Raw genomic sequence first — 25,185 nt, 5'->3', positions numbered from 1 at the left:
AACCTGAATCCTGCCGGTTCAATCGCAGCCTGACAATCGTCTGCCCGGCTAATAGCACACGCCCGCAACTATGACTTAGGCAAAACGGTGAATTCGTCTCAAACGCAAGCTAATCGGCCAGACGCCTGACGATCACCGATGCGTTGGTACCGCCAAAACCGAAAGAATTCGACAACGCTACGTTGATCTCGCGCTTCTTCGCCGCCTGCGGCACGAGATCGATCGCGGTTTCGACCGACGGGTGCTCGAGGTTGATGGTCGGCGGCGCGATGTTATCGCGAATCGCGAGCATGGCGAAAATCGCCTCGATCGCGCCCGCTGCGCCGAGGAGATGCCCGGTCGAGGATTTGGTCGAGGACATCGCGACCTTGGACGCCGCGTTGCCGAGCAACCGCTCCACCGCGCCGAGCTCGATCTCGTCGCCGAGTGGCGTCGAGGTGCCATGCGCGTTGATATAGTCGAGATCGGCCGGCGTCAGCCCGGCGCGCTTCAACGCGGCCGACATGCTGCGGAAGCCGCCATCTCCATCCGGAGATGGTGAGGTGATGTGATAGGCATCGCCTGACAGGCCGTAGCCGATCACCTCGGCATAGATCTTCGCGCCGCGGCGCCTCGCGTGCTCGAGCTCTTCGAGGATCACGACGCCGGCGCCCTCGCCCATCACGAAGCCGTCGCGATCCTTGTCATAGGGACGCGAGGCCTTCTCGGGCGTCTCGTTGAAACCGGTCGACAACGCGCGCGCCGCGTTGAAGCCGGCGATGCCGATGCGGCTGATCGGCGATTCCGCGCCGCCGGCGACCATCACGTCCGCATCGCCCAGCGCAATCAGACGGGCGGCATCACCGATCGCGTGCGCGCCTGTCGAACAGGCTGTGACCACGGAATGGTTCGGCCCCTTCAGCCCATGCTCGATCGAGACGTAGCCGGAGGTGAGATTGATCAATCGCCCCGGAATGAAGAAGGGCGAGACCCGGCGCGGCCCGCGCTCCTTTAGCAGGATTGCAGTCTCCGCAATGCCGTTGAGGCCGCCGATGCCGGAGCCGATCAGGGTGCCGGTCGCACACTTGTCCTCTTCGCTCTCGGGATGCCAGTTGGCATCGTTGAGCGCCTGCGTCGCCGCAGCCATGGCGAAGATGATGAAGTCGTCGACCTTGCGCTGGTCCTTCGGCTCCATCCACTGGTCGGGATTGAAAGTGCCGTTCGAGCCGTCGCCGCGCGGCACGACGCAGGCGATCTTGGTCTGCAGATCGGACACATCGAACGTCTCGATCTTGCGCGCCCCGCTCTCGCCGTTCAGGATACGCTGCCAGGTCGGCTCGACACCGCAGCCGAGTGGCGACACCATGCCGAGGCCCGTGACGACAACTCGTCTCATATCCCAAAACTCCGGTTCTCAAGGAATCGCGGCCGATAATAAGAAACCGGTGGACCGCTGGCACGATCCGTCCGGTTTCGTCGTTCGACCGCGGATTTTGGAGCCTTAGCTCTTCGCGTTCTTCTCGAGAAACTTGGTCGCGTCGCCGACGGTGAGAATCGTCTCCGCGGCGTCGTCCGGAATCTCGCAACCGAACTCTTCTTCGAACGCCATCACCAGCTCGACGGTGTCCAGACTGTCGGCGCCGAGGTCGTCAATGAAGCTCGCGCTGTCGATAACCTTCTCGGGCTCAACACCAAGGTGTTCGACCACGATCTTCTTAACCCGTTCGCCAATGTCACTCATTGCTTAACCTCGTGTTGTTCCCTGTAGACCCGACCCCCCGGGACGATACGAGCCGTCGTGGTCGTTTTACTGCCTTTGCGTACGAACTTGATTTGGCCCCATCCTAGCCGATGCAGGGCCCGGCGAACGACGGCCAAGGCTCCGCATCGCCAATATACAGGGTTTCAAAAACCTGCAATGGCGTTCTTTGCCCATCCGTTGAAGGTCCGGTTATCATACTTCAACTGCCTTGACTACAAGCCTCAATTCGCTTTGGAAACGGCCGTTTGCCGCATCCGGTCCGCCCGGCCCTCGGCCGGACGGATTACGTTCAGATCATGGCCATGCCGCCGTTGACGTGGATGGTCTGGCCGGTGACGTAGCCTGCTTCGTTGGAGCTGAGATAGACCGCAGCTGCAGCAATATCCTCCGGCGTGCCCAGCCGGGCGGCCGGAACCTTGGTCAGGATCGTCTCGCGCTGCTTGTCGTTGAGCGCATCCGTCATCGGCGTCTTGATGAAGCCGGGCGCGATGCAGTTCGCGGTCACGCCGCGCTTGGCGTATTCGGCGCCAAGCGTCTTGATCATGCCGATCAGGCCCGCCTTCGACGCGGTGTAGTTGCCCTGCCCCGGATTGCCGGTGACGCCGACCACCGAAGTGATCGCGATGATGCGGCCGAAGCGCTTGCGCATCATCAGCTTGGTCGCGGCGCGCGCGAGGCGGAAGGTCGCGGTCAGGTTGACGTTGATGACCTCTTCCCAGTCCTCGTCGCGGAGTTGCACGAAGAGATTGTCGCGCGTGATGCCGGCGTTGGCGACGAGGATGTCGACCTGTCCCATCGCGGCTTCCGCTGCGGGCACCAGCGCCTCGACCTCGTCGGCCTTGGAGAGATTGCACGGCAGCACGTGCACGCGCTCGCCGAGCTTGCCGGCAAGCTCGTCCAGCACCTCTTTCCGCGTCCCCGAAATCGCAACCGTGGCGCCCTGCGCATGCAGCGCCAGCGCGATCGCGCCGCCGATACCGCCGGTCGCGCCGGTAACGAGCGCCTTCCTGCCAGTCAGATCGAACATCGATAGCTCCTCAACCCTGCTTCGCGGCAGCCAAGGCGTCCTTGGCCGCGGCAATATCGTTCGGCCCGCCGACGGCCACGCCCACCGCGCCGTCCGCAATGCGCTTGACGAGACCCGTCAGCACCTTGCCCGCGCCGATCTCGAAGAAACGCGTCACGCCCTGACCAGCCATATAGGAGACCGACTCGCGCCAGCGCACCGTGCCGGTGACCTGCTCGACCAGGCGGCGGCGGATCTCGTCGGGGTCGGTGATGGCGCTCGCCAGCACGTTGGAGACCAGGGGCGCCGCGGGCGCCTTGATCGTGACCTTGGACAGCGCCTCGGCCATGGCGTCGGCGGCGGGTTGCATCAGCTTGCAATGGAACGGCGCGGATACCGGCAGCAGCATCGCGCGCTTGGCGCCCTTGCCCTTGGCGATCTCGACCGCGCGATCGACCGCCGCCTTGTCGCCGGAGACCACCACCTGACCGCCGCCATTGTCGTTGGCGGCCTGGCAGACCTGCCCCTGCGCCGCCTCACGGGCGACCTCCATGGCCGCCTCGTAGTCGAGGCCGAGCAGCGCGGCCATCGCGCCGGCACCGACCGGCACGGCCTTTTGCATTGCGAGACCACGGGTGCGCAGCAACCGCGCGGTATCGGAAATCGTCAGGCTCCCGGCCGCGGCCAGCGCCGAATATTCGCCGAGCGAGTGCCCGGCGACGAAGGCGGCATCCCGCCCCACGGAAAAACCGGCCTCGGCCTCCAGCACGCGCAGGGTGGCGAGCGAGACCGCCATCAGCGCCGGCTGGGCGTTTTCGGTGAGCTGGAGGGTCTCCGCCGGGCCATCCCAGATGGTCGCCGTGAGCTTTTCCCCAAGCGCGGCATCGACTTCGTCGAACACGGCGCGGGCCGCAGGAAAGGCTTCGGCCAGAGCCTTGCCCATGCCGACCGCCTGGGACCCCTGCCCCGGAAATGTGAATGCTGCCGTCATCGGCGCTCCCTGGCTTGCTAGGATCGGGCGGCCATTCTACGCCGGGGCGCGGGCCGTTGTTCCCCATCATGCTCCAAAGGGGGCCGTAGACACTGACCGGGGCCGGAATGTCAAGCCGCGACCACGTTCGGGACGGGGGATCGCCGACGGATTATGCCCCACCGGTGGGCCCCGATACAGCCCGCCTCAAGAGAGCCTCCCGGCCCGCAGCGCGGTCGTGGGCTGACGGTGCAGTCAGCAGGCAGTCAAACGTTTACGCTGTCTGGAACTCGCCGGTTCGCTTTAAGGCGCCTTAAATACCGGCTCTCGAAATTGCGGCCATGGCATCCCTAGTTACCCCCACTTCGACAGCTTCCACCGCTGCCGCGCGACCGCGGCTGTGGTGGCACGGCTGCGTCAACTGGTTGCTTGCCAGCCCGACCTCGCAGCCCGACGACATTCATAACGAGTTTCTTCAGCAAAGGACGAACAAGACGAAGACGCTCGCGGTGGCGGTGCTCGCATCCCTGCTGATCGCATCACTCGCCGCTGCCCTGACCGGCGCCACATGGGCCTATGCCTGGGTGCTGGCAGAACTGGTCCTGGGCAGCACCCGAATCTACCTGATGATGAAAGCCTCCGCGCGGGCAAAGGCCGACGGGCCGAGTGCAGCGAGCGGCACGCCAGTCTGGGTCGGCCTGCTATCCGTGATCCTGATTTCCGCGGGCTGCTACCAATGCGTCGCATCGGGACAGCTGCCGCTGGTCCTTTCCGCAGGCGTCGGCCTCGCCAACCTGATCGGTGGAATTGCCTCGCGCAACGCCGGAACGCCGCGTTATGGAATTCTCATGATCTGCATCCTGACGCTGCCTTTTGCGGTGGCCACGATGCTGTCGCCGATCCCCTTCCTGTTCATCGTCGGCCTGCAAACCCCGGTCTACACCGCGGGGATGATTTTCCTGCTACTTGAAAATCACAAGATCCTCCTCAACCTGCATCAAACCGAGCGCAACAATCGCCAGATGGCGCACCACGACCTGCTCACCGGTCTTCCCAATCGCGCCCTGAACCGGAAGCTGTTTTCGGAGCTACTCGACGGTCCATGGCCGGAAGCTGCATCACCATCAGCCGCGAAGCTCACCGTGTTTTGCGTCGATCTCGACAACTTCAAGAGCGTCAATGACCGGCTCGGACATGCGGTCGGCGACGCCGTCCTGGTCGCCGTCGCGGACCGCCTGCGCGCCAGCGTGCGCGAGGCCGATGTCGTGTGCCGCGTTGGCGGCGACGAATTCGTGATCCTGTTGCCCGACATCACGGACACCGAGGCCGCCGACATTGCCCGGCGGATCACCGCGCGGGTTGCTGAACCGTTTGAATTTGCGCCGGCGGCGCGCGTCGGCGCAAGCATCGGCCTTGCAACAGCGCCCCAGGACGGCATGACCGCCGACGAGCTGCTGAGCGCCGCCGATCGCGCGATGTACGAGGCCAAGCGCCGCGGCAAGGGCAGCTTTGTGATCCACACCCTCGGCGTCGAAGAGGTCACCGAGGTGGTGCCGCTCGTCCCCACGGTGAAAGCTCCGGCGCTGGCCGACTAGAACCCGCCGGCCTTCTGATCTGCGCCGACCTCGGCACCCGCGTGTGCGCGGCGAACGCTGCTGACCAATTGCCCGGGACGATCATCGCGGTTTGGCTTGGCGGTCGCGAGCCGCAGCACGGCGAGATAATTCGGCTGCACCTCCATGCGGCCAGCATGTCGGCTCTCGCTCAGCAGGCGATGCACCTTCGGCAAATTGTAGCAGGGCACGTAGAACAGCAGATGATGTTCGAGGTGGTAGTTCACGTAATACGGCGCGATGAACAGCCGCTCGATAAAATTGGCATGCGTGGTGCGGGTGTTGCGCAAGGGATCGTGACTGTCGGGAACGACCGCATGCTCGGCGATGTTGCGGATACGTGTGATGACCATCTGCCAGGTCAGAAGCGGCACCAGCCATAGCAACGGATAGGCCCACCACACGCCGGCGGCCGCGAGCACCGCAAACAGCAGCGCGTTCGTGACGCATTGCGGCCCGAGCTTCTCCCAGAAATGCGCGGCGCGCTGCGACGACGGCCAATCCTTCGGACCGAGCGCATTGAGCAGTTGTGCCTTGCGCTGCTGGTAGCCAGTCTGCCCGGTGAGATCGCGGATGAACTTGCGGCGGTAGCTCAGCCTGGTGATCGGGAACGGCGCCGACAGCACGAGGTCGGGATCGTCCTCCTGCTGCGTGCGCGCGTGATGTTGCAGATGATAGCGACGGTAGCTGCGCGTCTCCGCGAAGATCGGATAGGCGCAGAACCACTGGCTCAGCGCCAGATTGGTCTTTTCATCCGGCGACAGGCAGCCATGCGCGCCGTCATGCATGAGGATCGCTAAGCCCAGCTGGCGCGAGCCGATGATCGCGACCGCGAGAATGTAGGTCAGCGGATTCGGCCACCACGCCACCAGTGCGATCGCAGCCGCGATCAGCGCCCAGGCGTGCGCGATCAGTGCTATGCCCTTCCACGTGACGCGCTCGCGCACGTCGACGAGCTGGTCCTCGGTCAGGAAATCGCGGGCACGCATGCGAAGCGCGGTCATGACCTAGCTCTCCTCATCCGATTGTGTTGATGCGTCGCGATCCCCGACGAGCCGCAGGCGCGCCGCATCGCCTGCCGATTTCGCCTGCTCGCCCAGCACGCGCAGCATCTCGGCGCACAGCTCATCCGGCGAGCGGCCCATCGCATAGCCTTCCACGATGACGCCGATCGCCACCGCCCAGAACCTGCGCGAGCTCTCGTCAGGCGCGCGCAACGTCCGCCAGCCGTGGCGCTCGACCTGGGCAGCATAGGCGCGCGCGCCCTCGGCGTGCAGGCGCTCGATGGTACGCTCGACCAGCGGCGCGAGATCCTGCCGCCGCCGCGTCAGCGTCAGCGCTTCGGCGAAGAAAGCCACCGAATCGGTCGCCGTGACCGTCTGCGCGAGCGCATATGTGTAGGCCTGTGGCGTGTGCGCCTTCAGCGCCGCCTGCTCGGTGGTGCGCGCCAGATACAGGAGATCGCGGCAAGCGCATTCGACGAACAGCGCCTCCTTGGTGCGGAAGTAATAGGTGATCTGGCTCGGAAACGCGTTCGCGGCAGTCGCGATGTCGGAGATCGAAGTCCCGGAAAGCCCCTGCTCCTTGAACAAGGGACTTGCCGCATCGAGGAGCAGCGAGCGCATCTTGCGCCCCGCCGAGCGGGTCGCCCGGGCAGCATGCTTTGGGTCGCCCCGAAGCGCTTCCACCGGACCCTTGACGGATTTGGCCATCAGCTCCTCCCGTCATTTATTTGTATGACATACAAACAAATAAATCAAGACCGAAAGGACGTGTGGCTTTGGCTTGCTCTGGAATCGAAAGGGGCCGCTCCTGAGAGCGGCCCCTTGCCGGTAAAAATGGTTTCGAGATGAAATTCAGCCCCGGCAGTCAGAAGCCTACAACTTTTCATAAATTCTGGGGATTCCGTACAAGCGCGGTGTTCCCGCACCGGAACCGCCACAACCGGTTCGCCGACGCGACGTCCTCAAAACCCCTCTGCCAACCTTGCCAAGCCGGCCAAAATCCGTATAAAGCGCGCCATCCGCAGACCCCGGCCGGGAGCTGAACGGACGGTCTCAGCAAATTCACTTGTTGATTTTGATGTGGCAGGGCCAGTCGGCCCGTCGTCCCGTGTTTCCGCCTTCTGAGCTTAACCCCAGAGTCCTTTCCGAAGGCCTCGAAGGGCTTGACGCCGGGTGAAGCGCCAACATGAGGAAAGGACTTCCATGCCTCTTTACGAGCATGTTTTTCTCGCGCGTCAGGACGCGAGCCCGCAGCAGGTTGAAGAGCTGACGACCCAGATGACCGGTATCGTCGAGGGTCTCGGCGGCAAGGTCACCAAGACCGAGAACTGGGGCGTGCGCTCCCTCACCTACCGCATGAACAAGAACCGCAAGGCGCACTTCGTGCTGCTCAACATCGACGCGCCGTCCGCGGCGATCGCCGAGATCGAGCGCCAGGAGCGCATCAGCGAAGACGTGATCCGCTATCTCAGCGTCCGCGTCGAGGAGCTGGAGGAAGGTCCCTCCGCAATGATGCGCAAGGCCGATCGCGATCGCGAGCGCGATGACCGCGGCGGTGGATTCCGCGGCGAGCGTGAAGGCGGCTTCCGTGGCGACCGCGAAGGCGGCTTCCGCGGTGACCGCGGCCCGCGCCGTCCGCGCGAAGAAGCTGAAACGACGGATGGGGAGTAAGAACAATGGCTGAAGCTGGTGCACGCCGTCCGTTTTTCCGTCGCCGCAAGAGCTGCCCGTTCACGGGCGCCAACGCGCCGAAGATCGACTACAAGGACTCCAAGCTCCTGATGCGTTACGTCTCCGAGCGCGGCAAGATCGTGCCGAGCCGCATCACGGCCGTGTCCGCCAAGAAGCAGCGTGAGCTCGCCCGCGCCATCAAGCGCGCGCGGTTCCTCGGCCTCTTGCCCTACGTGATCCGCTAAACGACGTTCCGACCGGCGGCCCCAGAGACCGCCGGTCGAATCATTCAAACTCATAAGGCTTCCGGGTCGTCCGGTTGCCGATGGTTGGGGCGAAATGCCTCTAACCGCTCGAAGGGAGCGGGACAGCTGATGATGGCACTTGTACTCATTGCCCTGATCGCCGGCGCTGCGTCGGCCCTGATGTTCGCCTCGATCATCTCGGGCGCGCTGATCTCGCTCGTCCTGTTCTACCTCTCGCCCCTGCCGCTGATGGTCGCCGCGATCGGCTGGGGACCGCTGTATGCGAGCCTTGGCGGCATCGCCGCCGCGATCGGCCTCGGCGCCATTTTCGGCCTGCCCTACTGCCTCGCCTTTGCCGTCACGGTCGCGCTGCCGGCCTGGTGGCTCGGCCATCTCGTGCTGCTCGGACGCCATACCACTCCTGCCGTGATCGCCGCGGGCGGAGAGCCGCCGGCCGAACCTGAGATCGAATGGTATCCGGTCGGGCGAATCCTGCTCTGGATCGCGGGCTTTGCCGCGCTGATCACGATCGCGGCGCTGCTCACGCTCGGCAGCGATGCCGAGGGCATCACGACCTCGCTGCGCCGCGGCTTGATGCGCATCCTCCGCGCAGCCGATCCGCAAGTCTCCGGCGATACCGACCAGTTCATCGATGCGCTGGCGACCGTCGCACCGGCCGTTGCCACCATCGTCTCGATGATGACGCTCACCCTCAACCTCTGGCTCTCGGCCAAGGTGGCGGCGACGTCGGGACGGCTACGCCGTCCCTGGCCCGCGCTGATGACCGCCGAGCTGCCGTCGATGACGCTCGCCGTGCTGTGCATCGCCATCGCCTTCTGCTTCGCCGGCGGGCTGATCGCGATCGCCGCGCAGATCATCACGGCGGCGCTGATGATGGCCTATGCGCTGACCGGCTTCGCCGTGCTGCATACGCTCACGCTTGCACTGAAGAGCCGCGCGTTCTGGCTCGGCTCGACCTACGCCGTCGTCGTCGTGCTCGGATGGCCCGTGATCGCGATGATCGCGCTCGGGCTTGCCGATGCCGTCTTCGGTTTCCGCGAGCGCTTCCTGCGCAACCGGCCGCCGCCACTGCCAACCCCTTAAGTCCAACCCAAAAGCCAACTCACAACACTTCAAAAGGAGAACGATTATGGAAGTCATTTTGCTGGAACGCGTCGCCAAGCTCGGCCAGATGGGCGAAGTCGTGAAGGTTCGCGACGGCTATGCCCGCAATTTCCTGCTCAAGCGCGGCAAGGCGCTGCGCGCCACCAACGACAACCGCGCCAAGTATGACGGCATGAAGGCCGAGCTCGAGGCGCGCAACCTCAAGGCCAAGGGCGAGGCGTCCAAGGTCGCCGAGAAGATCGAGGGCAAGAACATCACCGTGATCCGTCAGGCCTCCGAAGCCGGCCAGCTGTTCGGCTCGGTCACGGTGCGCGATATCGTCGTCGCCTTCGAGGCCGACGGCATCTCGCTCGCCCGCCCGCAGGTGCAGCTCGACGCGCCGATCAAGACCATCGGCAAGCACACCATCACGATCGCCGTCCACCCGGAGGTCGAGATCGAAGTCACTGTGACGGTTGCGCGCAGCCAGGAAGAAGCCGAACGCATCAACCGCGGCGAGGACATCTCGACCCGCAACGAGGACCGCGACGCGGCCGCCGAGGCGATCGCCGCCGCCGGCGAGTTCTTCGATCCGGAAGCCCAGCACGACGACGTGCAGCCGGCGCCTGCCGCGACCGAAGAGTAACGCGCGCTCGCTAACCTGTTCGACGAACGGAAGCCCGGCCCTCAGGCCGGGCTTCTTTGCTTATGGCCGTCGTCTTCGCCGCCGCCGAGCTTGAATACCCGCTTCGCGTTTTCGCCGAGGAACAAATTCGCGACACTGTCGTCGAGATCAAGCTGGTCGAAGCCTTCAAGAGCCTTCGCCGGCGTTATCATGGGATAGTTGGTGCCGAACATCACCTTGGTACGGCCATGCGTGCGGATGTAGTCGATCAAGACGGACGGATAGCGTTTGACCGTATAGGCGGAGGTGTCGATGAAGACGTTTTCGTGTTTGGTGGTGACCGCGATTGCCTCCTCGGTCCAGGGATAACCGATGTGGCCGGCGACGATGCTGAGCTCGGGGAAATCCAGCGCAACACGATCGAGATAGATCGGGCGCCCTACTTCCGATGACATCAGGGGGCCGGTATGTCCGATCTGCGTGCAGAACGGCACGTTCAATTCGCAGCACGCCGTATAGACCGGATAGAAACGACGATCGGTCGGCGGCAAATCCCAGAGCCAGGGAAGGACGCGAATTGCCTTGAAACCGAGTTCGCTGACACAGCGGCGGATTTCCCTGACGGCATCCATCGGCCTCGATATATCGACCGACCCGACGCCGACCAGGCGGTCGGGCGCTTGCGCCACGAATCCAGCCACCTCGTCGTTCGAGATCATGACATTTCGCGGGGCAACCCACGCCGAAATCAGCATCTTGTCGATTCCGCGCTCCTCCATCGCGCGGACCGTGGCCGCGACAGGAAGCTCGTGAGTTGGACTATCGCGTTTGGTCCAGCGTCGCAGCGACGCGAAGATGTCGTCCTGACTGTGACGCAGCGTCGGGTGCTGCCCCCATGCGTCGATGATCATGGCCCATCTGTTCCCGCGCTAGAGACGTTCGGCGTGACCACTGCGCGGATGGCGCATGCGATCAGCATGTCGGTCTGGTCTCTCGGATCGGAGCGATCGCGGCCCGACAGCCAGGCGCGACAGAAAATCTGCGCCGGTCCGATGATCTGGCTGAAGAACAGCGCGGCCGTCATCGGCAGCAACTCGCCGCGCGCGACCAGCGGCGCGCGCCAGCGTTCGACGGCTTCCGCAAGACGCGAATTCTGCGCACGCTGCGCGTCGCGGACATCTTCGGTCCATTCGCTGCGGGAGATCTCGAACAGGTAACGCGCTTCTCGCCTGGAGTTCACCACCCAGTCCAGATGAGCGCGTATCAATCGCGCCACACCTTCCCGCGCGCCGCAGGACTCATCGACCGAATTCAGCACTGCTGCGTGATACCGGGCGAGAATTTCCAGAAACAGCGCGCCGGCGAGCTCCTTCTTCGAGGCGAAAAAATGAAAGAAGCTGCCATTGGAGGCACGCGCCCGCGCGCGGATCGCGGCCACCGTCGCGCCCTCGAAGCCCGCACGATCGAAGATCGCCAGCCCCGCGGCTAACAGATCGTCACGCACGCCAGCCGACATCGGCACCTCCTAGAGTAATACTCTAGAGCAGTACTCTAGCTGGTCAAGACGACGCGGAGGCCGCGATGAGCGGCCTCCGGTGCAATGACGAGATGGAAGTCTCGTTAGCGGGAGATCGGCGGGGCCGGCGAGCCGGACGGCTCGGCCGGAGCCGGCGGGGCGGCCGCGGCCGCAGGCGGCGCCGCGTCCTGCGGCTTGGCCGCCGCCGGCGCAGAGGCGCCGCTGCCGTTTGAAGAGGCATCGGCGGGCTTGCCCGCGGTGTCTGCTGGCTTCTGCACGGGCGCATCTGCCGGCTTGGCAGCAGCCGACGGGGCCGGCGTCACGTCCGGCACCGGATCGGGCCGCAGCGCTGGGGTCTGGCTGGTCGAAGGCTCGATCTTGGCGCTCTCGGGCTTGTCGGCCGGCTTCTCCGCCGGCTTGTCCTTCGCGCTGTCGGGCTTGGCCTCGGTATCGACCTTGGCGCTGTCGTTCTTCGTATCGTTTTTGGGTTCGCTCTTCTCGACCGGCGGCTCGGCTGCGGCGGGCATGTCTTTGGGCGTTTCGCCCTTGGGGGTGTCAGCCTTCGGAGCTTCCTCGGGCTCGGGCTTGCCGCGCTTGCTCAGGCGCTGCTTGGACTTGCGGCCCTCGGGACCGCGCTCATTGGTCGCTTGCCCCTCGGGCTTGGCGCCTTCCTTTGCACCCTCTTCGCTCGGCCGCGCCATCCGCCTCGAACCGGCCCGGCCGGTCTCGGATGCCGGAGCGCCCTCACCTTCCGGCTTCGCCGCGTCCTGGCGCTGGCGCCGGCTGGAAGGCTCGGGCTGTTGCGTGGCGCTGGAATTGGCTTCTTTTTCCTTCTCCTTGGCGCCGTCCTTCTTGTCCTTGCCGTCCTTGGCCTGGTAGCGCGTGTCGGTCGCACCATTGGAGACGAGGTAGGAGGAGAGCACGCCCGCCATGTCCGAGCTCGTGGTGTAGTGCTGGCGCAGGAAGCTAGGCAGCGAGCCCGGCGGCACCGACTTGAGCAGCCCCCGCGGCGACTTGTGGCAGGCATTGCAGGTCTGGGCGAAGATCTGGGACGGACTCTTGCCGGCCTCGAGGTTCGTCGCCTGCGCAAACGCAGCCTCCGGAGCGCCAAGGCCGATCAGAAGCAACACCGTCGCGAGGCTGAGCGCTCGGCTCGACATCCCGTCATCTCCATTGAAAAACGCAAGAAGGCCAGCCCGCACGCGTGGGCGGCGCTGGCGGCGGGTCACCTTTTAGCCGATTGCGCTGCAATTGGAAGCACGCTCATGACGCAAGGATGTGATCGCGCGTTTTGCGAATATCGGCTTTGAACACAACGCAATAGCAGGTCCGGAACCAGCTGATTACATTCCCATGCAGATGCATAGGAACCAACGCAGTTCCGAAGCGTCGGTGTGATGGCGGGGGTTAGTCTCATCTTTTCGGGTTCGCTCGACAGGGTGGTTCTATGGACCGTTTGTTGCGTAGCTTCCTGACCAAGTTCATCCGGCGCGGATGGATGACGGTGACGACCGTAAGCGGCGCAAAATTCACATGCGGTGACGGCTCTGGCCAACGTGTGGCGGTCCGCTTCGCGACAACCGATGCGCAGCGAAAGATCCTGCTCAATCCCGAGCTCGGGCTCGGCGAGGCCTATATGGACGGCGAGTTCGTCGTCGAGCAAGGCTCGATCGCTGATGCCCTGGCGATCCTCCTGGATCAACCCGGAACATTGCCACAGTGGGCCAAACCCCAGTGGCACTTGCGCTACCTGACGCGACATTTGAAGCAGTTCAACCTGCGTGCCCGCGCGAAGACCAACGTCGCCCATCACTATGATCTGGACGGCCGGCTCTATGCGCTCTTCCTCGACGCCGACAGGCAATATAGCTGCGCCTATTTCGAGACGCCGGACACTTCGCTCGACGACGCCCAGCTCGCCAAGAAGCGGCATATCGCAGCGAAGCTCGCCATCAAACGTGGCCACCGGTTGCTCGATATCGGCTCCGGCTGGGGCGGGCTCGGCCTCTACCTCGCCGAGATCGCAGACGCCGACGTCACCGGCATCACGCTGTCGACCGAGCAGTTGCAGCTTGCCAATGCCCGCGCGGCCGAGAAGAACCTGACCCGGTCAGCCCGGTTCCTGCTCCAGGACTATCGCGACATCGACGGTCCGTTCGACCGTATCGTCTCGGTCGGCATGTTCGAGCATGTCGGCGTCAAGTTCTACGAGACCTATTTCCAGCGCTGCGCTGAGCTCCTCAGCGAGGACGGCGTCATGCTGCTGCATTCGATCGGCCGTTCGCAGGGGCCGGACTCCACCAATCCCTGGATCGCCAAATACATCTTCCCCGGCGGTTATATCCCGGCGCTGTCCGAGGTACTGCCCGCAATCGAGCGCGCAGGGCTGCTCGTCTGCGACATCGAGATCCTCCGCCTGCACTATGCCGAGACGCTGAAGGCCTGGCGCGAGCGCTTCATGGCGCGGCGCGAGGAAGCGGTGCAGCTCTATGACGAGCGATTTGCGCTGATGTGGGAATTTTATCTGGCCGCCTGCGAGATGACCTTCCGCAAGCAGGGCATGATGAACTTCCAGATCCAGCTCACCAAACGGCAGGGCGTGGTCCCCGTGACCCGCGACTATATCGGCCATGAGGAAGCGCGGCTGCGCGGCCTGGAGGGCAGCAGCAGGCCCAGGCTGAAGCTGGCGGGCGAATAATATTACAAATGAAGGCTAGTGACGCAGGCGCGGGGCTGAGTAGAGCAGCGAAGCCGGTAGCGCGAGCCGTGCACGGAACTGCGCCAGCGTCTCGGCCGGCAGCTTGGAGCGCTCACCTTCCGGCCGGGAGGCGTCCTCCATGGCAGCGATCAGCGCCAACAGCCAGATCCGGCTGCCCGCCTCGCTTTTCCATATCTGCAGCTCCTGCCGCATTTTCGCCTCGTCTCCTGACGGTCGCGGACCGGATCAATTCCCTTACCCGGCGGCCCGTTCCGAGCCTCACACGAAAGATTCCGGGGTTCTGTGATCTGCTTCACAAAGCGGTGGTCGGAATTGTCCTAGACCGTCGCCATGAGCAAGAAGATCCAAACCTCCTTCGACGTGCAGGACGATCTCCGCACAGACTATGCCTTGATCGCCACCGGCGTTGCCGCCGCCCTGGTTGCGCTGGTCTACCTCCTGATCGTCTGAACAGTCGGCCGGCCAGTGCGCCGCATGATGCGCGCCTGCAAAATAGGTCTGCGCGCCGACATATAAGGTTCATATCATCCGGATTTTTCCGCGGCCCGGCCTGAGCGGGATCAAGACGCCGAGGCGAATTCCGCAAAACATCAGTCAAGCATCGCGCATGCTGCGGCTGCTAACCATCCACCATTTTAAAGACCGGTTGATAGCGACCAGCTTTCGCTTCCGCTTTGCCTGCCGTCGGCGCTTTATCGCCGCCCCGCATCCCGCCGGAAAAGTTGCTAAGCACCTCCGACCATGGCCCTGACTGATTCGACCGTCCTGAAACTCGCGCCCGATGCCGGAACCCCCGCCTATCGGAGCGCACCGCACAACATCGAGGCGGAACAGAGCCTTCTGGGCGCCATTTTGGTCAATAACGACGCTTTCTACCGCGTTTCCGACTTCCTCGAGCCAAAACACTTCTTCGAACCGCTGCACCAGACGATCTTCGAGACCGGCGGCAGCCTGATCCGGATGGGCAAGATCGCCACCCCGGTGACGCTGAAGACGTTCCTGCCCGCCGATACCGACGTCGGCGGCATGACCATCGGGCAGTATCTGGCGCGGCTGGCGGCCGAAGCGACAACCATCATCAACGCTCAGGACTATGGCCGCACCATCTATGATCTTGCGTTGCGGCGCGACCTCATCGGCATCGGCGAGGACATGGTCAATGTCGCCTATGACGCCCCGGTCGACTTTGCGCCGCGGGCGCAGATCGAGGACGCCGAGCGCCGCCTCTATGAGCTCGCCGAGTCGGGCCGCTATGACGGCGGCTTCCAGAAATTCTCGCAGGCGCTGACGGTCGCCGTCGATCTCGCGGCAAAAGCGTTCCAGCGCGACGGAAAGCTGTCGGGCATCTCGACGGGGCTGCGCGACCTCGACACAAAGATGGGCGGCCTGCAGCACTCCGACCTCATCATCGTCGCGGGACGTCCCGGCATGGGCAAGACGTCGCTTGCGACCAATATCGCCTACAACGTCGCGCAAGCCTACGTTCCAGAACTCCAGGCCGACGGCACCACGAAGGCCGCCAATGGCGGCGTGATCGGCTTCTTCTCCTGTGAAATGTCGGCCGACCAGCTCGCCACGCGTATCGTGGCCGAGCGCACCGGCATCCCCTCCTCGCACATCCGCCGTGGCGGAATCTCGGAAGCCGATTTCGAGAAAATCCGCCAGGTTTCGATCGAGCTGCAGTCGCTGCCTTTCTATGTCGACGCAACCGGCGGTCTGTCGATCGCCCAGCTGATGGCGCGCGCGCGCCGGCTGAAGCGCCAGAAGGGTCTCGATCTCCTCGTGATCGACTACATCCAGCTGCTGTCCGGCTCGGGCAAGCGCGCCAGCGACAGCCGCGTCCAGGAAATCACGGAGATCACGACCAGCCTGAAGGCGCTGGCAAAGGAGCTCAACGTCCCCGTGATCGCACTGTCGCAGCTCTCGCGTCAGGTCGAATCGCGCGACGACAAACGGCCGCAGCTCTCGGACCTGCGTGAATCCGGCTCGATCGAGCAGGACGCCGACGTCGTGCTGTTCGTGTTCCGCGAAGAATATTACCTCGCCATGAAGGAGCCGCGTCCCGGCACCGAGGAACACGCCAAATGGCAGGCAGACATGGAGCGCACGGTCGGCCGGGCCGAAGTCATCATCGGCAAGCAGCGCCATGGTCCGACCGGCACGGTCGAGCTGCACTTCGATGCCTCGGTCACCCGCTTCGGCGATCTCGCCCATGACGGCCAGTTGCCGGATCGCAGCGACTACTAAGGCATGATCCGGAAAAGTGTGCAGCGGTCTTCCCTCGCGACAAACGCGGAACGCGTTTGCGCGGAGATCACGCTCAAGCAAGGAGGCAGAACGCGATGATCTCATCGCGCTCTGAGTTGCTCGGGTTGAACCGCGCACACCTCTTGCGTAAAACGATGCCATGACAATGGCGTCCGACCCGAACCTCATCCCGCAAACCGGCCTCCTCTCCGAGGAGGCCAACCAGGCCGCAGCGCTTGCCGCCTATGGTGGCGTGCTCACCGTCGACCTCGACGCGATCGTCGCCAACTGGCGCAAGCTCGAGAAGACCGCGGTGCCGGCCGAATGCGCCGCCGTGATCAAGGCCGACGCCTATGGCTGCGGCACCGAACCGGTGGCGCGCGTGCTTCACAAAGCCGGCTGCAAGACCTTCTTCGTCGCGACGATCGAGGAAGCGCGCATCGCCCGCGCGGCGGTGCCGACCGCGACGATCTACGTGCTCGGCGGCTTTTTCCAGAATACCGGCGAGCATTACGCCAAGATCGATTGCCGCCCCGTGATCGGCGATCTCAACGAGCTCGCCGAATGGGACGTGTTCTGCCGCCGCACGGGCTGGACCGGGGGCGCGGCCATCCATATCGACACCGGCATGAACCGGCTCGGGCTGACGCTCCAGGAGGCGCAGGCCATCATCCCGCGCATCAATGCCGGCGATCACGGCATCACGCTGGTGATGAGCCATCTGGTCTCCGCCGAGCAGCTCAATAGTTCGGTCAACGCCAGGCAGCTCGCAGCTTTCCGCTCCATCGCGAGCGAATTCGCGGGTGTGCCCGCCGCGCTCGCCAATTCCTCCGGCATCTTCCTTGGCGCCCCCTTCCAGTTCGACCTGGTGCGGCCGGGCGCGGCGCTCTACGGCGTCAACCCGACGCCGGAGGCCGACAATCCGATGCAGCCGGTGGTCGATCTCAAGGCCCGCATCGTGCAGATTCGCACCATCGAGCGTGGCGAGAGCGTCGGCTATGGCGGCACCTGGACGGCGCGGCGCCCCACGAAACTCGCGATCATCGCGGTCGGCTATGCCGACGGCTATTTCCGCGCCGCCAGCTCCAATGACGGCACCCGCGGCGCCGAGGTGATCGTCGCGGGCAAGCGCTGTCCGGTCGCGGGCCGCGTCTCCATGGATCTGATCGCGATCGACATCACCGATCTGCCGCCGAATTCGGTGCGGCGCGGCCACATGGTGACGCTGCTCGGTGAAGGCATCACCGTCGACGAGCTCGCGCATCATTTCGGCACCATCGGATACGAGGTGCTGACGAGCCTCGGCCACCGTTATGCCCGGGTCTACAAGGGCGGCAATGCGCAAGCGCCGGTCGAACAGCCACCTCTCGCGCAGCCCGCCGCGACGTCCGCCGCCGAGCCACCCGCGCCGCCGCCACTGGAGCAGCCGGCAAGCCCGCCGCCGCTGCCGACCTAACCGACCCGACACGCTCTCGTGCCCCGGACGCAGCGCAGCGCTACTTCAGCGGTGCGCTGCAGAGCCGGGGCCCATCTATCCGCTTTGTACCGTGCCGCCTTCTGGGTCCCGGCTCTGCGTCGCACCGCTTTCGCGCTGCGCCTCGTCCGGGACACGAGGGTGATCGTGAACGCTTACTTCTTCCTGGTGTCCAGCGCCTTCTTGCAGGTGTCGCTGAGCTGGTCGCGCTTGGCATTGAGGCACGCGACGATGCGGCCGCCGCCAGGCGCGATGCCGGCGCAGAATTTGTCATAATCCGCCTTGCAGGCGCCGCGCGGATCGGACGATTGTGCCAGCGCGGACCCGGAGAGCGCGACGGCGACTGCGATAGCTGCAAAATTCAACTTGGACATTGTCTCTCCGGTTTGGGGCGTGAGGAGCCTTGCTCTACATGAAGATTGCGACATTCAACATCAACAACATCAACCACCGCCTGCCCAACCTGTTGCGCTGGCTGCGCGCGGCGAATCCCGATGTCGTCGCACTCCAGGAACTGAAGGCCATCGATGGCGAATTTCCGGCCGCTGCGATCGAGAAGGCCGGCTACGGCGCGGTCTGGCGCGGACAAAAGACCTGGAACGGCGTCGCCATTCTCGCACGCAACGCCGAGCCCGTGTTGACCCGCGACCGCCTGCCCGGCGACGCCGACGACATCGAGGCGCGCTATATCGAGGCCGCCGTGCGCGGCATCATCGTCACCAGCATCTATTTGCCGAACGGCAACCCGCAGCCCGGACCGAAATTCGACTACAAGCTCGACTGGTTCGCGCGCCTGAAGCGCCACGCGAAGACCTTTCTCAAGCAGGACCTGCCGGTCGTGCTCGCCGGCGACTACAACGTCGCGCCGACCGCGCTCGACATCTATCCGACGAAATCCTGGGACAAGGACGCCCTGATCCAGCCCAAGAGCCGCGCCGCATTCAAATCACTCGTCGCGCAAGGCTGGTGCGATGCGCTCCGCGCGCTGCATCCCGAGAAGCGCATCTACACCTTCTGGGACTACAAGCGTAACCGCTGGCCGCGCGATGCCGGTCTTCGCCTCGATCACCTTTTGCTCAGCCCCGCCCTCGCCCCGCGCCTGACCAAGGCCGGCGTTGACAAGACGATCCGCGGCGAAGACGGCGCGAGCGACCATGCGCCGGTGTGGGTGGTGCTGCGCTAGGCGCACGCTCTCAAGTCCACTGCCTACGGTAGATACAGCTACTCGTCGGCTTCGTCTCTTGAAGCAGACGTCGGCAGTGGCTTCGATGATTTCCGCCATGGGCCAGATTCGGACGTGCGCGGAATGACGGTTTCATGCCAAAGTAGCGCACCAGCAGCGAGTTCGGGGAGAGGGACCTGCGTGAAGCGTTTTGCTATTTGGGTCTTGGCAACACTCGCCCTTGTTGTGGCCATTCTCTCGGGCTTGTTTGTTTTTAGCCCGACAGCGCGTTTGGTCATGGTTATCGTCATCGCGGCGATTTTCAACTCCGGGCCGCCGCCAATCGCGAAGGGGGTCATTACCAAAGAAGACTGGCCCCACTTTGCAGCAGCCAGCAAAAAGTTGACTGAGGTCCTGCAGTCACAATTTCCGGTTGGGTCAACAGAGGGCGCACTGAAAGCGATTTTGGCGGGCCAGGGATTTCGACCCGCCGATCCCGTACCGTCCAATTGCGTTCCGCCTGGCCAGCAGGTGCCGATCGGGGAGGTCTACCACCAGTGCTTAACTCCGGAGCAGGAAGAGAGGAGGAAGAGAACGTTGGTTTATAAGTGGGGCGGCGGTGTTTGCATGGAATCCATTTCAGTCATGTGGTCAAGCGATGAACATGGCGATTTGACCCATGTCGAGGGGGGCTACTACGGCGCGTGCCTTTGAAAATTCCGGTCGGATATGACCTCAAGGCACGTCCAAATCCGCTTCGGGGTCAAACGGCGATATTCCCCGTCACCACAAATTCTTGCCGTCGATCACGTTCACCGGCACAGCATCGAGATCGAAATCGTCGAACAGGCGGGCATTGATGCCCACTCTCGGATTGTCGAAGTCGGGCTTTCCGCTCGACCAGTCCGGCGACTCCGAATAGGTGCCGCAGCCGCAGCTCGCGCAGTAGTGATGTTTGACGGTTCGACTTCCCCATTGATAGGTCGCGACGTTCTCCGGCGGAGAGAGCAAGCGGAACTGCGCCGGCGTGTAATAGGCCCACAACGCGCCGCGCTTGGCGCAGAGCGAGCAAGTGCAGCGCGTAACGCTGGCCGGCGGCTCGGTGACCTCGAACACCGTCTCACCGCAATGGCAGCTTCCTTCGACCGGCATGGCCCGCTCCCTGTCTCGAAAATGTCAGGAGATGGTCGTAGCCGAGGCCTGCTGCCAACATGCTGTCAGCATGTGCTGCGGCGCACCGCCTCGTTTGCAGGCAGCCGCCTCAGCGGGCGCCGCCATCGCGACACCGACGTGTGCCCGTCTCAAGCCGTTCGCAGACCGCAGGATGCCGGCAGCCCCGGCTACTTTGGATGGGGTTGTTTTCGAGGTTTTTTGTCGCGCAGGCGAAACGGTCCGATCTGCGGCAAGAATTGGCTACACTCCCCCGATTCCCGGAGCCCTCCTCTTTGGCATTCCTGTTCGTCCTCATCGTCGGCCTGATCGCCGGCACCATTTCCGGCATCGTCGGCACGGGTTCGTCGATCATGCTGATGCCGGTGCTGGTCTATGAATACGGGCCGAAGGAGGCGGTGCCGATCATGGCCGTGGCGCCGTGATGGCGAACCTGTCGCGGATCCTCGCCTGGTGGCGCGAGGTCGACTGGAAGGCATGCGCAGCCTATTCCATCACCGGCATCCCGGCCGCAGCGCTCGGCGCGCGGACGCTGCTGGCGCTGCCCTCGCACGCGGTCGATCTTGCGATCGGCATCTTCCTGATCGCGATGGTGCCGGCGCGGCACTGGCTGGCGCGGCACGATCTGAAGGCCAATCTTTGGCATCTGGCGATCGGCGGCGCGGTCATCGGCTATATCACCGGCATCGTGGTCTCGACGGGCCCGCTCAGCGTGCCGCTGTTCCTGTTCTACGGCCTGACCAAGGGCGCCTTCCTCGCGACCGAGGCCGCCTCCTCGCTCGGCCTCTATCTGTCGAAATCCGTGACCTTCGAACGCTTCGGCGCGCTGACCGGCGACGTCGCAATCAAGGGCCTCATCGCAGGCTCCTCGCTCATGTTTGGCGCCTTCATCGCCAAGCGCTTCGTGCTGCAGATGAAGCCAGACGTGTTCCGCCTGGTGATGGACGCCATCATGGTCGCGGCGGGGCTCAGCATGCTATGGAACGCCACGCTCTCCCCCTGACACCGATTCACCAGTCCCATGGCCAAATCCACGCTCTCCTTCGTCTGCCAGAACTGCGGCGCGTCCTATAATCGCTGGCAAGGCAAGTGCGAGGCCTGCGGCGAGTGGAACACGCTGGCCGAGGAGGACGCGACCGGCAACGTGCCTGTGTCGATCCGCCCCAAACGCAAGGGGCGCACCTTCGCGCTGGAGAGCCTGGCGGGGAAAAGCCCTGACGCCCCTCGCCTGTCCTCAGGGATGACCGAGCTCGACCGCGTCACCGGCGGCGGCTTCGTCCGCGGCTCGGTGCTCCTGGTCGGCGGCGATCCCGGCATCGGCAAATCGACGCTGCTGACGCAGGCTACCAGCTTGCTGGCGCGCGCCGGCCACCGCATCGTCTACATCTCCGGCGAAGAGGCGATCGCGCAGGTGCGCTTGCGCGCCGAGCGGCTCGGGCTATCCGACGCGCCGGTGCAGCTCGCTGCGGAGACGTCGGTCGAGGACATCATCTCGACGCTGTCTGAAGGCTCGGTCCCCCGCCTGATCGTGATCGACTCGATCCAGACCATGTGGACCGACACGGTGGAGTCTGCGCCCGGCACGGTGACGCAGGTGCGCGCCTCGGCGCAGGCGCTGATCCGCTTCGCCAAGAAGACGGGAGCCGCCATCATCCTGGTCGGCCACGTCACCAAGGACGGCCAGATCGCCGGCCCCCGCGTGGTCGAACACATGGTCGACGCCGTGCTGTCCTTCGAGGGCGAAGGTTCCCAGCAATTCCGCATCCTGCGCGCCGTGAAGAACCGCTTCGGCCCCACCGACGAGATCGGCGTCTTCGAGATGACCGGACTCGGCCTGCGCGAAGTCACCAACCCGTCCGAGCTGTTCCTGTCCGAGCGCGACCTCGGCACCCCCGGCACTGCCGTGTTCGCAGGTATCGAGGGCACCCGCCCCGTGCTGGTCGAATTGCAGGCCCTGGTGGCGCCGACCTCGCTCGGCACCCCGCGCCGCGCCGTGGTCGGCTGGGACCCGAGCCGGCTCTCCATGGTGCTGGCGGTGCTGGAAGCCCATTGCGGGGTCAAGCTGTCCGGCCACGACGTCTATCTGAACGTTGCGGGCGGCCTTCGCATCCACGAGCCAGCCGCCGACCTTGCCGCGGCGGCGGCGCTGGTGTCGTCACTGGTTAACGCGCAGTTACCCACCGATGCCGTTTATTTCGGCGAGATTTCGCTCTCCGGCGTGGTGCGACCCGTGGCCCAGACCCCCGCGCGGCTCAAGGAGGCCGCAAAGCTCGGCTTCAGCCGCGCCGTGCTGCCCGAATCGGCCCGTGGCGAGGCCGGCGGCGACGCCGGGCTGTCGCTCAACGCCGTGAACAGCCTCACCACGCTGGTCGCCGAGATCGCCGCCCGCGGCTCGCGCCGGGGCGAATCCGCGTCCGCGCCCGAGAAAAATGCCACACCCGCCAGATTCCGCCGTGGAGAGGGCTAGCTGGAGGTGACGATCCCCGGCCCCGCCGCTATACAGCCGTCACAAAGCAGCATGGGATTGCGTGGTTCCGGACTTGCTGGGAACACCGTCTGCCCCTCACTTAGGGCGGCGGCCAAAACACCGATTCGCTGAGCACCTTTGAGAGTACGAGCGGACCAGACCAGCCGATGCCGATTACACTCCTCGATCTGATCCTGCTCGGTGTGATGCTGATCTCGGGCCTGCTTGCCATGGTCCGCGGCTTCATGCGCGAAATCCTGTCGATCGCGGCCTGGGGCGCAGCGGCGATCGTGACGCTTTATTCATTCTCGAAGCTGCTGCCGACCGCCAAGACCTATTTCAACAACGACACGGTCGCCAGCGTCGTGGTTGTGGCCGGTGTGTTCGTGGGCACGCTGATCGTGGTGTCCGTGATCACGGTCCGGATCTCCGACATGATCCTGGATTCCCGGATCGGCGCCCTGGACCGCACCCTGGGCTTCCTGTTCGGCCTTGCCCGCGGCCTCCTGATCGTCGTGGTCGCCTTCCTGTTCTTCACCTGGCTGGTCCCGGACAAGCAGCGCCCGGACTGGGTCACGGGAGCCAAATCCCGGGTGGTGCTCCAGGGAACCGGGGATTGGCTGATGTCGCTCTTGCCGGACGACCCCGAGAACACCATCTTGAAGAGATTCAAGAAAAACAAACCAGATGATGATCAAGCTGATACCGAGCAGCAGCCTGCGGGCGGCAGCGACGGCTACAGTAAACCGGCTCGTGACAGCCTTAAAAAGCTGATCGAGAAACCCGCGGCACGTTGAATTGAGCCCGAAGAGAGGCGCGATGGACGAGATGCAAAACCCCGACTGGAACGCCCAGCTTGATCTCGACCTCCCCCCGGCCGGGCTCGAGCTTCAGGACGATCTCGAGGGGGATACGCTACGCGAGGAATGCGGCGTGTTCGGCATCTACGGCCATCCCGACGCCGCCGCCATCACCGCCCTCGGCCTCCACGCCCTTCAGCACCGCGGCCAGGAAGCCGCCGGCATCGTCTCCTACGATGGCAACCGCTTCCACTCCGAACGCCGCCTCGGTCTCGTCGGCGACACCTTTTCTCGCCGCGAGGTGATCGACCGCCTGCCCGGCAGTGTCGCGGTCGGCCATGTCCGCTACTCCACGACCGGCGCCACGATCCTGCGCAACGTGCAGCCGTTGTTCGCCGAGCTGAATGCCGGCGGCCTTGCGGTCGCCCATAACGGCAACCTCACCAACGGCCTGACGCTGCGCCGCGAGCTCGTCAGGAACGGCGCGATGATGCAGTCGACCACCGACACCGAGGTGATCCTGCACCTGGTCGCACGATCCAAGCGTGCCCGCTTCATCGAACGCTATATCGACGCGCTGCGCGAGATCGAAGGCGCCTATGCGCTGGTGTCGCTCACCAACAAAAAGCTGGTCGGCGCGCGCGATCCGCGCGGCATCCGGCCGCTGGTGCTCGGCGAGCTCGACGGCTGCCCGATCCTGACGTCGGAGACCTGCGCGCTCGACATCATCGGCGCGCGCTTCGTGCGCGACATCGAGCCCGGCGAAGTCATCGTGTTCGACGAGAACGGCGAGGACGTCCACAAGCCGTTCCCGCCGATGGCCCCGCGGCCCTGCATCTTCGAATACATCTATTTCTCCCGTCCGGATTCCATCGTCCACGGCCGCTCGGTCTACGAGGTTCGCAAGGCCTTTGGCGCGCAGCTCGCCAGGGAGAGCCACGTGCCGGTCGACGTGGTGGTACCGGTGCCGGATTCGGGCGTGCCCGCCGCGGTCGGCTACAGCCAGTTCTCCGGCGTGCCATTCGAGCTCGGCATCATCCGCAACCATTATGTCGGCCGCACCTTCATCCAGCCGACGCAGGCGATCCGCGAATCCGGCGTGCGCATGAAGCATTCGGCGAACCGCGCCGCGATCGAAGGCAAGCGCATCATCCTGATCGACGACTCCCTGGTGCGCGGCACCACCTCGAAGAAGATCGTGCGCATGATGCGCGATGCGGGCGCGACCGAGGTGCACTTCCGTCTCGCCTCGCCCCCGATCCTCTATCCCGATTACTACGGCATCGACCTGCCCGATCGCGGCGGCCTGCTCGCAGCGACGCACTCGCTCGAAGAGATGCGCGAGATCATCGGCGCAGACTCGCTCGCCTTCCTGTCGATCGACGGCATGTACCGCGCCATGGGCGAGCCCGGCCGCGACCCGGCCAATCCGAAGTTTTCGGATCACTGTTTTACCGGCGCCTATCCGACGCATCTCACCGACCAGACCCAGACCGAGGCGCAGCCGCGGCAATTGTCGTTGCTGGCGGAGGCGAGCTGACGGCGTAGCTGTCATCCCGGGGCGGTCCGCAGGACCGAACCCCAATATGCAATTGCGCATTGTGGGATCTCGAGATTCCGGGTTCGATGCTTCGCATCGCCCCGGAAATGA

General features: G+C 64.6%; 25 protein-coding genes and 1 pseudogene. 14 read left to right on the top strand and 12 right to left on the bottom strand.

Annotated features, from left to right (window positions below; translation table 11 throughout):
• Positions 1-109: 109 nt before the first annotated feature.
• The 4 genes from fabF to fabD all read right to left on the bottom strand — a co-directional run bounded on the left by fabF (position 110) and on the right by fabD (position 3,738).
• A complete protein-coding gene (gene fabF, locus Q2941_RS09515; protein ID WP_458192288.1) occupies positions 110-1,375 on the bottom strand; it encodes a beta-ketoacyl-ACP synthase II in 1,266 nt (421 codons plus the stop codon).
• A 105-nt stretch (positions 1,376-1,480) separates the two neighbouring features.
• Positions 1,481-1,720 (bottom strand): acyl carrier protein, encoded by a 240-nt coding sequence (locus Q2941_RS09510; RefSeq protein WP_027522576.1) that lies wholly within the window; start codon positions 1,718-1,720, stop codon positions 1,481-1,483.
• Between the two features lie 310 nt (positions 1,721-2,030).
• Positions 2,031-2,768, bottom strand: coding sequence for a 3-oxoacyl-[acyl-carrier-protein] reductase (gene fabG / locus Q2941_RS09505; protein ID WP_027522575.1), 738 nt, complete (start codon positions 2,766-2,768; stop codon positions 2,031-2,033).
• Between the two features lie 10 nt (positions 2,769-2,778).
• Positions 2,779-3,738 (bottom strand): ACP S-malonyltransferase, encoded by a 960-nt coding sequence (gene fabD, locus Q2941_RS09500; protein ID WP_027522574.1) that lies wholly within the window; start codon positions 3,736-3,738, stop codon positions 2,779-2,781.
• 320 nt (positions 3,739-4,058) lie between these two features.
• Here fabD and Q2941_RS09495 point away from each other — a divergent pair, with 320 nt between their 5' ends.
• Positions 4,059-5,312 carry a diguanylate cyclase gene (locus tag Q2941_RS09495; protein ID WP_458192287.1) on the top strand — a complete coding sequence of 418 codons (1,254 nt, stop codon included), beginning with the start codon at positions 4,059-4,061 and terminating at the stop codon, positions 5,310-5,312.
• Here Q2941_RS09495 and Q2941_RS09490 read toward each other — a convergent pair.
• Positions 5,309-6,334, bottom strand: coding sequence for a fatty acid desaturase family protein (locus tag Q2941_RS09490; protein WP_458192286.1), 1,026 nt, complete (start codon positions 6,332-6,334; stop codon positions 5,309-5,311). The genes Q2941_RS09495 and Q2941_RS09490 overlap by 4 nt on opposite strands.
• 3 nt (positions 6,335-6,337) lie before the next feature.
• Positions 6,338-7,042, bottom strand: a complete 705-nt coding sequence (locus Q2941_RS09485) for a TetR/AcrR family transcriptional regulator C-terminal domain-containing protein (RefSeq protein ID WP_254112628.1) — start codon at positions 7,040-7,042, stop codon at positions 6,338-6,340.
• Positions 7,043-7,537: 495 nt separating this feature from the next.
• On the opposite strand from Q2941_RS09485, the gene rpsF reads away from it, so the two are divergent.
• The 4 genes from rpsF (at position 7,538) to rplI (ending at position 10,000) form a co-directional block, all read left to right on the top strand.
• Complete coding sequence (gene rpsF, locus Q2941_RS09480) at positions 7,538-8,005, top strand: 30S ribosomal protein S6 (RefSeq protein WP_027522571.1); 468 nt, start codon at positions 7,538-7,540, stop codon at positions 8,003-8,005.
• A gap of 5 nt (positions 8,006-8,010) precedes the next feature.
• Complete coding sequence (rpsR, locus tag Q2941_RS09475) at positions 8,011-8,250, top strand: 30S ribosomal protein S18 (protein ID WP_007592020.1); 240 nt, start codon at positions 8,011-8,013, stop codon at positions 8,248-8,250.
• 129 nt (positions 8,251-8,379) lie between these two features.
• Positions 8,380-9,354 (top strand): DUF2232 domain-containing protein, encoded by a 975-nt coding sequence (locus Q2941_RS09470; RefSeq protein WP_458192285.1) that lies wholly within the window; start codon positions 8,380-8,382, stop codon positions 9,352-9,354.
• Between the two features lie 46 nt (positions 9,355-9,400).
• A complete protein-coding gene (gene rplI, locus Q2941_RS09465; protein ID WP_027522569.1) occupies positions 9,401-10,000 on the top strand; it encodes a 50S ribosomal protein L9 in 600 nt (199 codons plus the stop codon).
• A 41-nt stretch (positions 10,001-10,041) separates the two neighbouring features.
• On the opposite strand, the gene Q2941_RS09460 is transcribed toward rplI, so the two are convergent.
• The 3 genes from Q2941_RS09460 to Q2941_RS09450 form a co-directional block, all read right to left on the bottom strand.
• A complete protein-coding gene (locus Q2941_RS09460; RefSeq protein ID WP_458192284.1) occupies positions 10,042-10,890 on the bottom strand; it encodes an amidohydrolase family protein in 849 nt (282 codons plus the stop codon).
• Positions 10,887-11,495, bottom strand: coding sequence for a TetR/AcrR family transcriptional regulator (locus Q2941_RS09455; RefSeq protein WP_027522568.1), 609 nt, complete (start codon positions 11,493-11,495; stop codon positions 10,887-10,889). The genes Q2941_RS09460 and Q2941_RS09455 overlap by 4 nt, the downstream gene beginning before the upstream one ends.
• Before the next feature lie 104 nt (positions 11,496-11,599).
• Positions 11,600-12,655: a hypothetical protein gene (locus Q2941_RS09450; protein WP_458192283.1), complete on the bottom strand. Its 1,056-nt coding sequence runs from the start codon at positions 12,653-12,655 to the stop codon at positions 11,600-11,602.
• A 287-nt stretch (positions 12,656-12,942) separates the two neighbouring features.
• On the opposite strand from Q2941_RS09450, the gene Q2941_RS09445 reads away from it, so the two are divergent.
• Positions 12,943-14,193, top strand: coding sequence for an SAM-dependent methyltransferase (locus Q2941_RS09445; RefSeq protein ID WP_027522566.1), 1,251 nt, complete (start codon positions 12,943-12,945; stop codon positions 14,191-14,193).
• 15 nt (positions 14,194-14,208) lie between these two features.
• Here the strand turns inward: Q2941_RS09445 and Q2941_RS09440 are convergent, their stop codons facing one another.
• Complete coding sequence (locus Q2941_RS09440) at positions 14,209-14,406, bottom strand: transcriptional regulator (protein ID WP_458192282.1); 198 nt, start codon at positions 14,404-14,406, stop codon at positions 14,209-14,211.
• A 549-nt stretch (positions 14,407-14,955) separates the two neighbouring features.
• On the opposite strand from Q2941_RS09440, the gene Q2941_RS09435 reads away from it, so the two are divergent.
• Both Q2941_RS09435 and alr read left to right on the top strand, forming a co-directional pair.
• Positions 14,956-16,461 carry a replicative DNA helicase gene (locus Q2941_RS09435; protein ID WP_027522563.1) on the top strand — a complete coding sequence of 502 codons (1,506 nt, stop codon included), beginning with the start codon at positions 14,956-14,958 and terminating at the stop codon, positions 16,459-16,461.
• 166 nt (positions 16,462-16,627) lie between these two features.
• On the top strand, positions 16,628-17,917 hold the full coding sequence (gene alr / locus Q2941_RS09430) for an alanine racemase (RefSeq protein ID WP_458192281.1): 1,290 nt from the start codon (positions 16,628-16,630) through the stop codon (positions 17,915-17,917).
• 173 nt (positions 17,918-18,090) lie between these two features.
• Here alr and Q2941_RS09425 read toward each other — a convergent pair whose 3' ends face one another.
• Positions 18,091-18,309 (bottom strand): cysteine rich repeat-containing protein, encoded by a 219-nt coding sequence (locus Q2941_RS09425; RefSeq protein ID WP_458192280.1) that lies wholly within the window; start codon positions 18,307-18,309, stop codon positions 18,091-18,093.
• A gap of 38 nt (positions 18,310-18,347) precedes the next feature.
• On the opposite strand from Q2941_RS09425, the gene Q2941_RS09420 reads away from it, so the two are divergent.
• Together Q2941_RS09420 and Q2941_RS09415 are read left to right on the top strand one after the other, a co-directional pair.
• Positions 18,348-19,118, top strand: a complete 771-nt coding sequence (locus tag Q2941_RS09420; protein WP_458192279.1) for an exodeoxyribonuclease III — start codon at positions 18,348-18,350, stop codon at positions 19,116-19,118.
• A 180-nt stretch (positions 19,119-19,298) separates the two neighbouring features.
• Entirely contained in the window at positions 19,299-19,811 is a 513-nt protein-coding gene (locus tag Q2941_RS09415; protein ID WP_254112640.1) for a hypothetical protein, read from the top strand.
• Between the two features lie 69 nt (positions 19,812-19,880).
• Here Q2941_RS09415 and Q2941_RS09410 read toward each other — a convergent pair whose 3' ends face one another.
• Positions 19,881-20,249 carry a GFA family protein gene (locus Q2941_RS09410; RefSeq protein WP_254112642.1) on the bottom strand — a complete coding sequence of 123 codons (369 nt, stop codon included), beginning with the start codon at positions 20,247-20,249 and terminating at the stop codon, positions 19,881-19,883.
• Positions 20,250-20,542: 293 nt separating this feature from the next.
• Here Q2941_RS09410 and Q2941_RS09405 point away from each other — a divergent pair.
• The 4 genes and pseudogenes from Q2941_RS09405 to purF all read left to right on the top strand — a co-directional run bounded on the left by Q2941_RS09405 (position 20,543) and on the right by purF (position 25,074).
• Positions 20,543-21,270 (top strand): annotated as a pseudogene (locus Q2941_RS09405) (sulfite exporter TauE/SafE family protein).
• A gap of 18 nt (positions 21,271-21,288) precedes the next feature.
• Complete coding sequence (gene radA, locus Q2941_RS09400) at positions 21,289-22,734, top strand: DNA repair protein RadA (RefSeq protein ID WP_458192278.1); 1,446 nt, start codon at positions 21,289-21,291, stop codon at positions 22,732-22,734.
• Between the two features lie 167 nt (positions 22,735-22,901).
• Positions 22,902-23,531, top strand: coding sequence for a CvpA family protein (locus Q2941_RS09395; RefSeq protein WP_027522555.1), 630 nt, complete (start codon positions 22,902-22,904; stop codon positions 23,529-23,531).
• A gap of 31 nt (positions 23,532-23,562) precedes the next feature.
• Positions 23,563-25,074, top strand: a complete 1,512-nt coding sequence (gene purF / locus Q2941_RS09390) for an amidophosphoribosyltransferase (protein ID WP_254113848.1) — start codon at positions 23,563-23,565, stop codon at positions 25,072-25,074.
• The last annotated feature ends 111 nt before the right edge of the window (positions 25,075-25,185 follow it).

The organism is Bradyrhizobium sp. UFLA05-153 (assembly GCF_054185185.1).
The sequence above is the reverse complement of the archived record's forward strand: the minus strand, read 5'-3'. Positions and strand labels throughout refer to the sequence as shown.

Bases quoted from the DNA above. Each gene is read 5' to 3' on its own strand.
- fabF (WP_458192288.1), bottom strand. From the start codon at position 1,375: ATGAGACGAGTTGTCGTCACGGGCCTCGGCATGGTGTCGCCACTCGGC.
- Q2941_RS09510 (WP_027522576.1), bottom strand. From the start codon at position 1,720: ATGAGTGACATTGGCGAACGGGTTAAGAAGATCGTGGTCGAACACCTT.
- fabG (WP_027522575.1), bottom strand. From the start codon at position 2,768: ATGTTCGATCTGACTGGCAGGAAGGCGCTCGTTACCGGCGCGACCGGC.
- fabD (WP_027522574.1), bottom strand. From the start codon at position 3,738: ATGACGGCAGCATTCACATTTCCGGGGCAGGGGTCCCAGGCGGTCGGC.
- Q2941_RS09495 (WP_458192287.1), top strand. From the start codon at position 4,059: ATGGCATCCCTAGTTACCCCCACTTCGACAGCTTCCACCGCTGCCGCG.
- Q2941_RS09490 (WP_458192286.1), bottom strand. From the start codon at position 6,334: ATGACCGCGCTTCGCATGCGTGCCCGCGATTTCCTGACCGAGGACCAG.
- Q2941_RS09485 (WP_254112628.1), bottom strand. From the start codon at position 7,042: ATGGCCAAATCCGTCAAGGGTCCGGTGGAAGCGCTTCGGGGCGACCCA.
- rpsF (WP_027522571.1), top strand. From the start codon at position 7,538: ATGCCTCTTTACGAGCATGTTTTTCTCGCGCGTCAGGACGCGAGCCCG.
- rpsR (WP_007592020.1), top strand. From the start codon at position 8,011: ATGGCTGAAGCTGGTGCACGCCGTCCGTTTTTCCGTCGCCGCAAGAGC.
- Q2941_RS09470 (WP_458192285.1), top strand. From the start codon at position 8,380: ATGATGGCACTTGTACTCATTGCCCTGATCGCCGGCGCTGCGTCGGCC.
- rplI (WP_027522569.1), top strand. From the start codon at position 9,401: ATGGAAGTCATTTTGCTGGAACGCGTCGCCAAGCTCGGCCAGATGGGC.
- Q2941_RS09460 (WP_458192284.1), bottom strand. From the start codon at position 10,890: ATGATCATCGACGCATGGGGGCAGCACCCGACGCTGCGTCACAGTCAG.
- Q2941_RS09455 (WP_027522568.1), bottom strand. From the start codon at position 11,495: ATGTCGGCTGGCGTGCGTGACGATCTGTTAGCCGCGGGGCTGGCGATC.
- Q2941_RS09450 (WP_458192283.1), bottom strand. From the start codon at position 12,655: ATGTCGAGCCGAGCGCTCAGCCTCGCGACGGTGTTGCTTCTGATCGGC.
- Q2941_RS09445 (WP_027522566.1), top strand. From the start codon at position 12,943: ATGGACCGTTTGTTGCGTAGCTTCCTGACCAAGTTCATCCGGCGCGGA.
- Q2941_RS09440 (WP_458192282.1), bottom strand. From the start codon at position 14,406: ATGCGGCAGGAGCTGCAGATATGGAAAAGCGAGGCGGGCAGCCGGATC.
- Q2941_RS09435 (WP_027522563.1), top strand. From the start codon at position 14,956: ATGGCCCTGACTGATTCGACCGTCCTGAAACTCGCGCCCGATGCCGGA.
- alr (WP_458192281.1), top strand. From the start codon at position 16,628: ATGGCGTCCGACCCGAACCTCATCCCGCAAACCGGCCTCCTCTCCGAG.
- Q2941_RS09425 (WP_458192280.1), bottom strand. From the start codon at position 18,309: ATGTCCAAGTTGAATTTTGCAGCTATCGCAGTCGCCGTCGCGCTCTCC.
- Q2941_RS09420 (WP_458192279.1), top strand. From the start codon at position 18,348: ATGAAGATTGCGACATTCAACATCAACAACATCAACCACCGCCTGCCC.
- Q2941_RS09410 (WP_254112642.1), bottom strand. From the start codon at position 20,249: ATGCCGGTCGAAGGAAGCTGCCATTGCGGTGAGACGGTGTTCGAGGTC.
- radA (WP_458192278.1), top strand. From the start codon at position 21,289: ATGGCCAAATCCACGCTCTCCTTCGTCTGCCAGAACTGCGGCGCGTCC.
- Q2941_RS09395 (WP_027522555.1), top strand. From the start codon at position 22,902: ATGCCGATTACACTCCTCGATCTGATCCTGCTCGGTGTGATGCTGATC.
- purF (WP_254113848.1), top strand. From the start codon at position 23,563: ATGCAAAACCCCGACTGGAACGCCCAGCTTGATCTCGACCTCCCCCCG.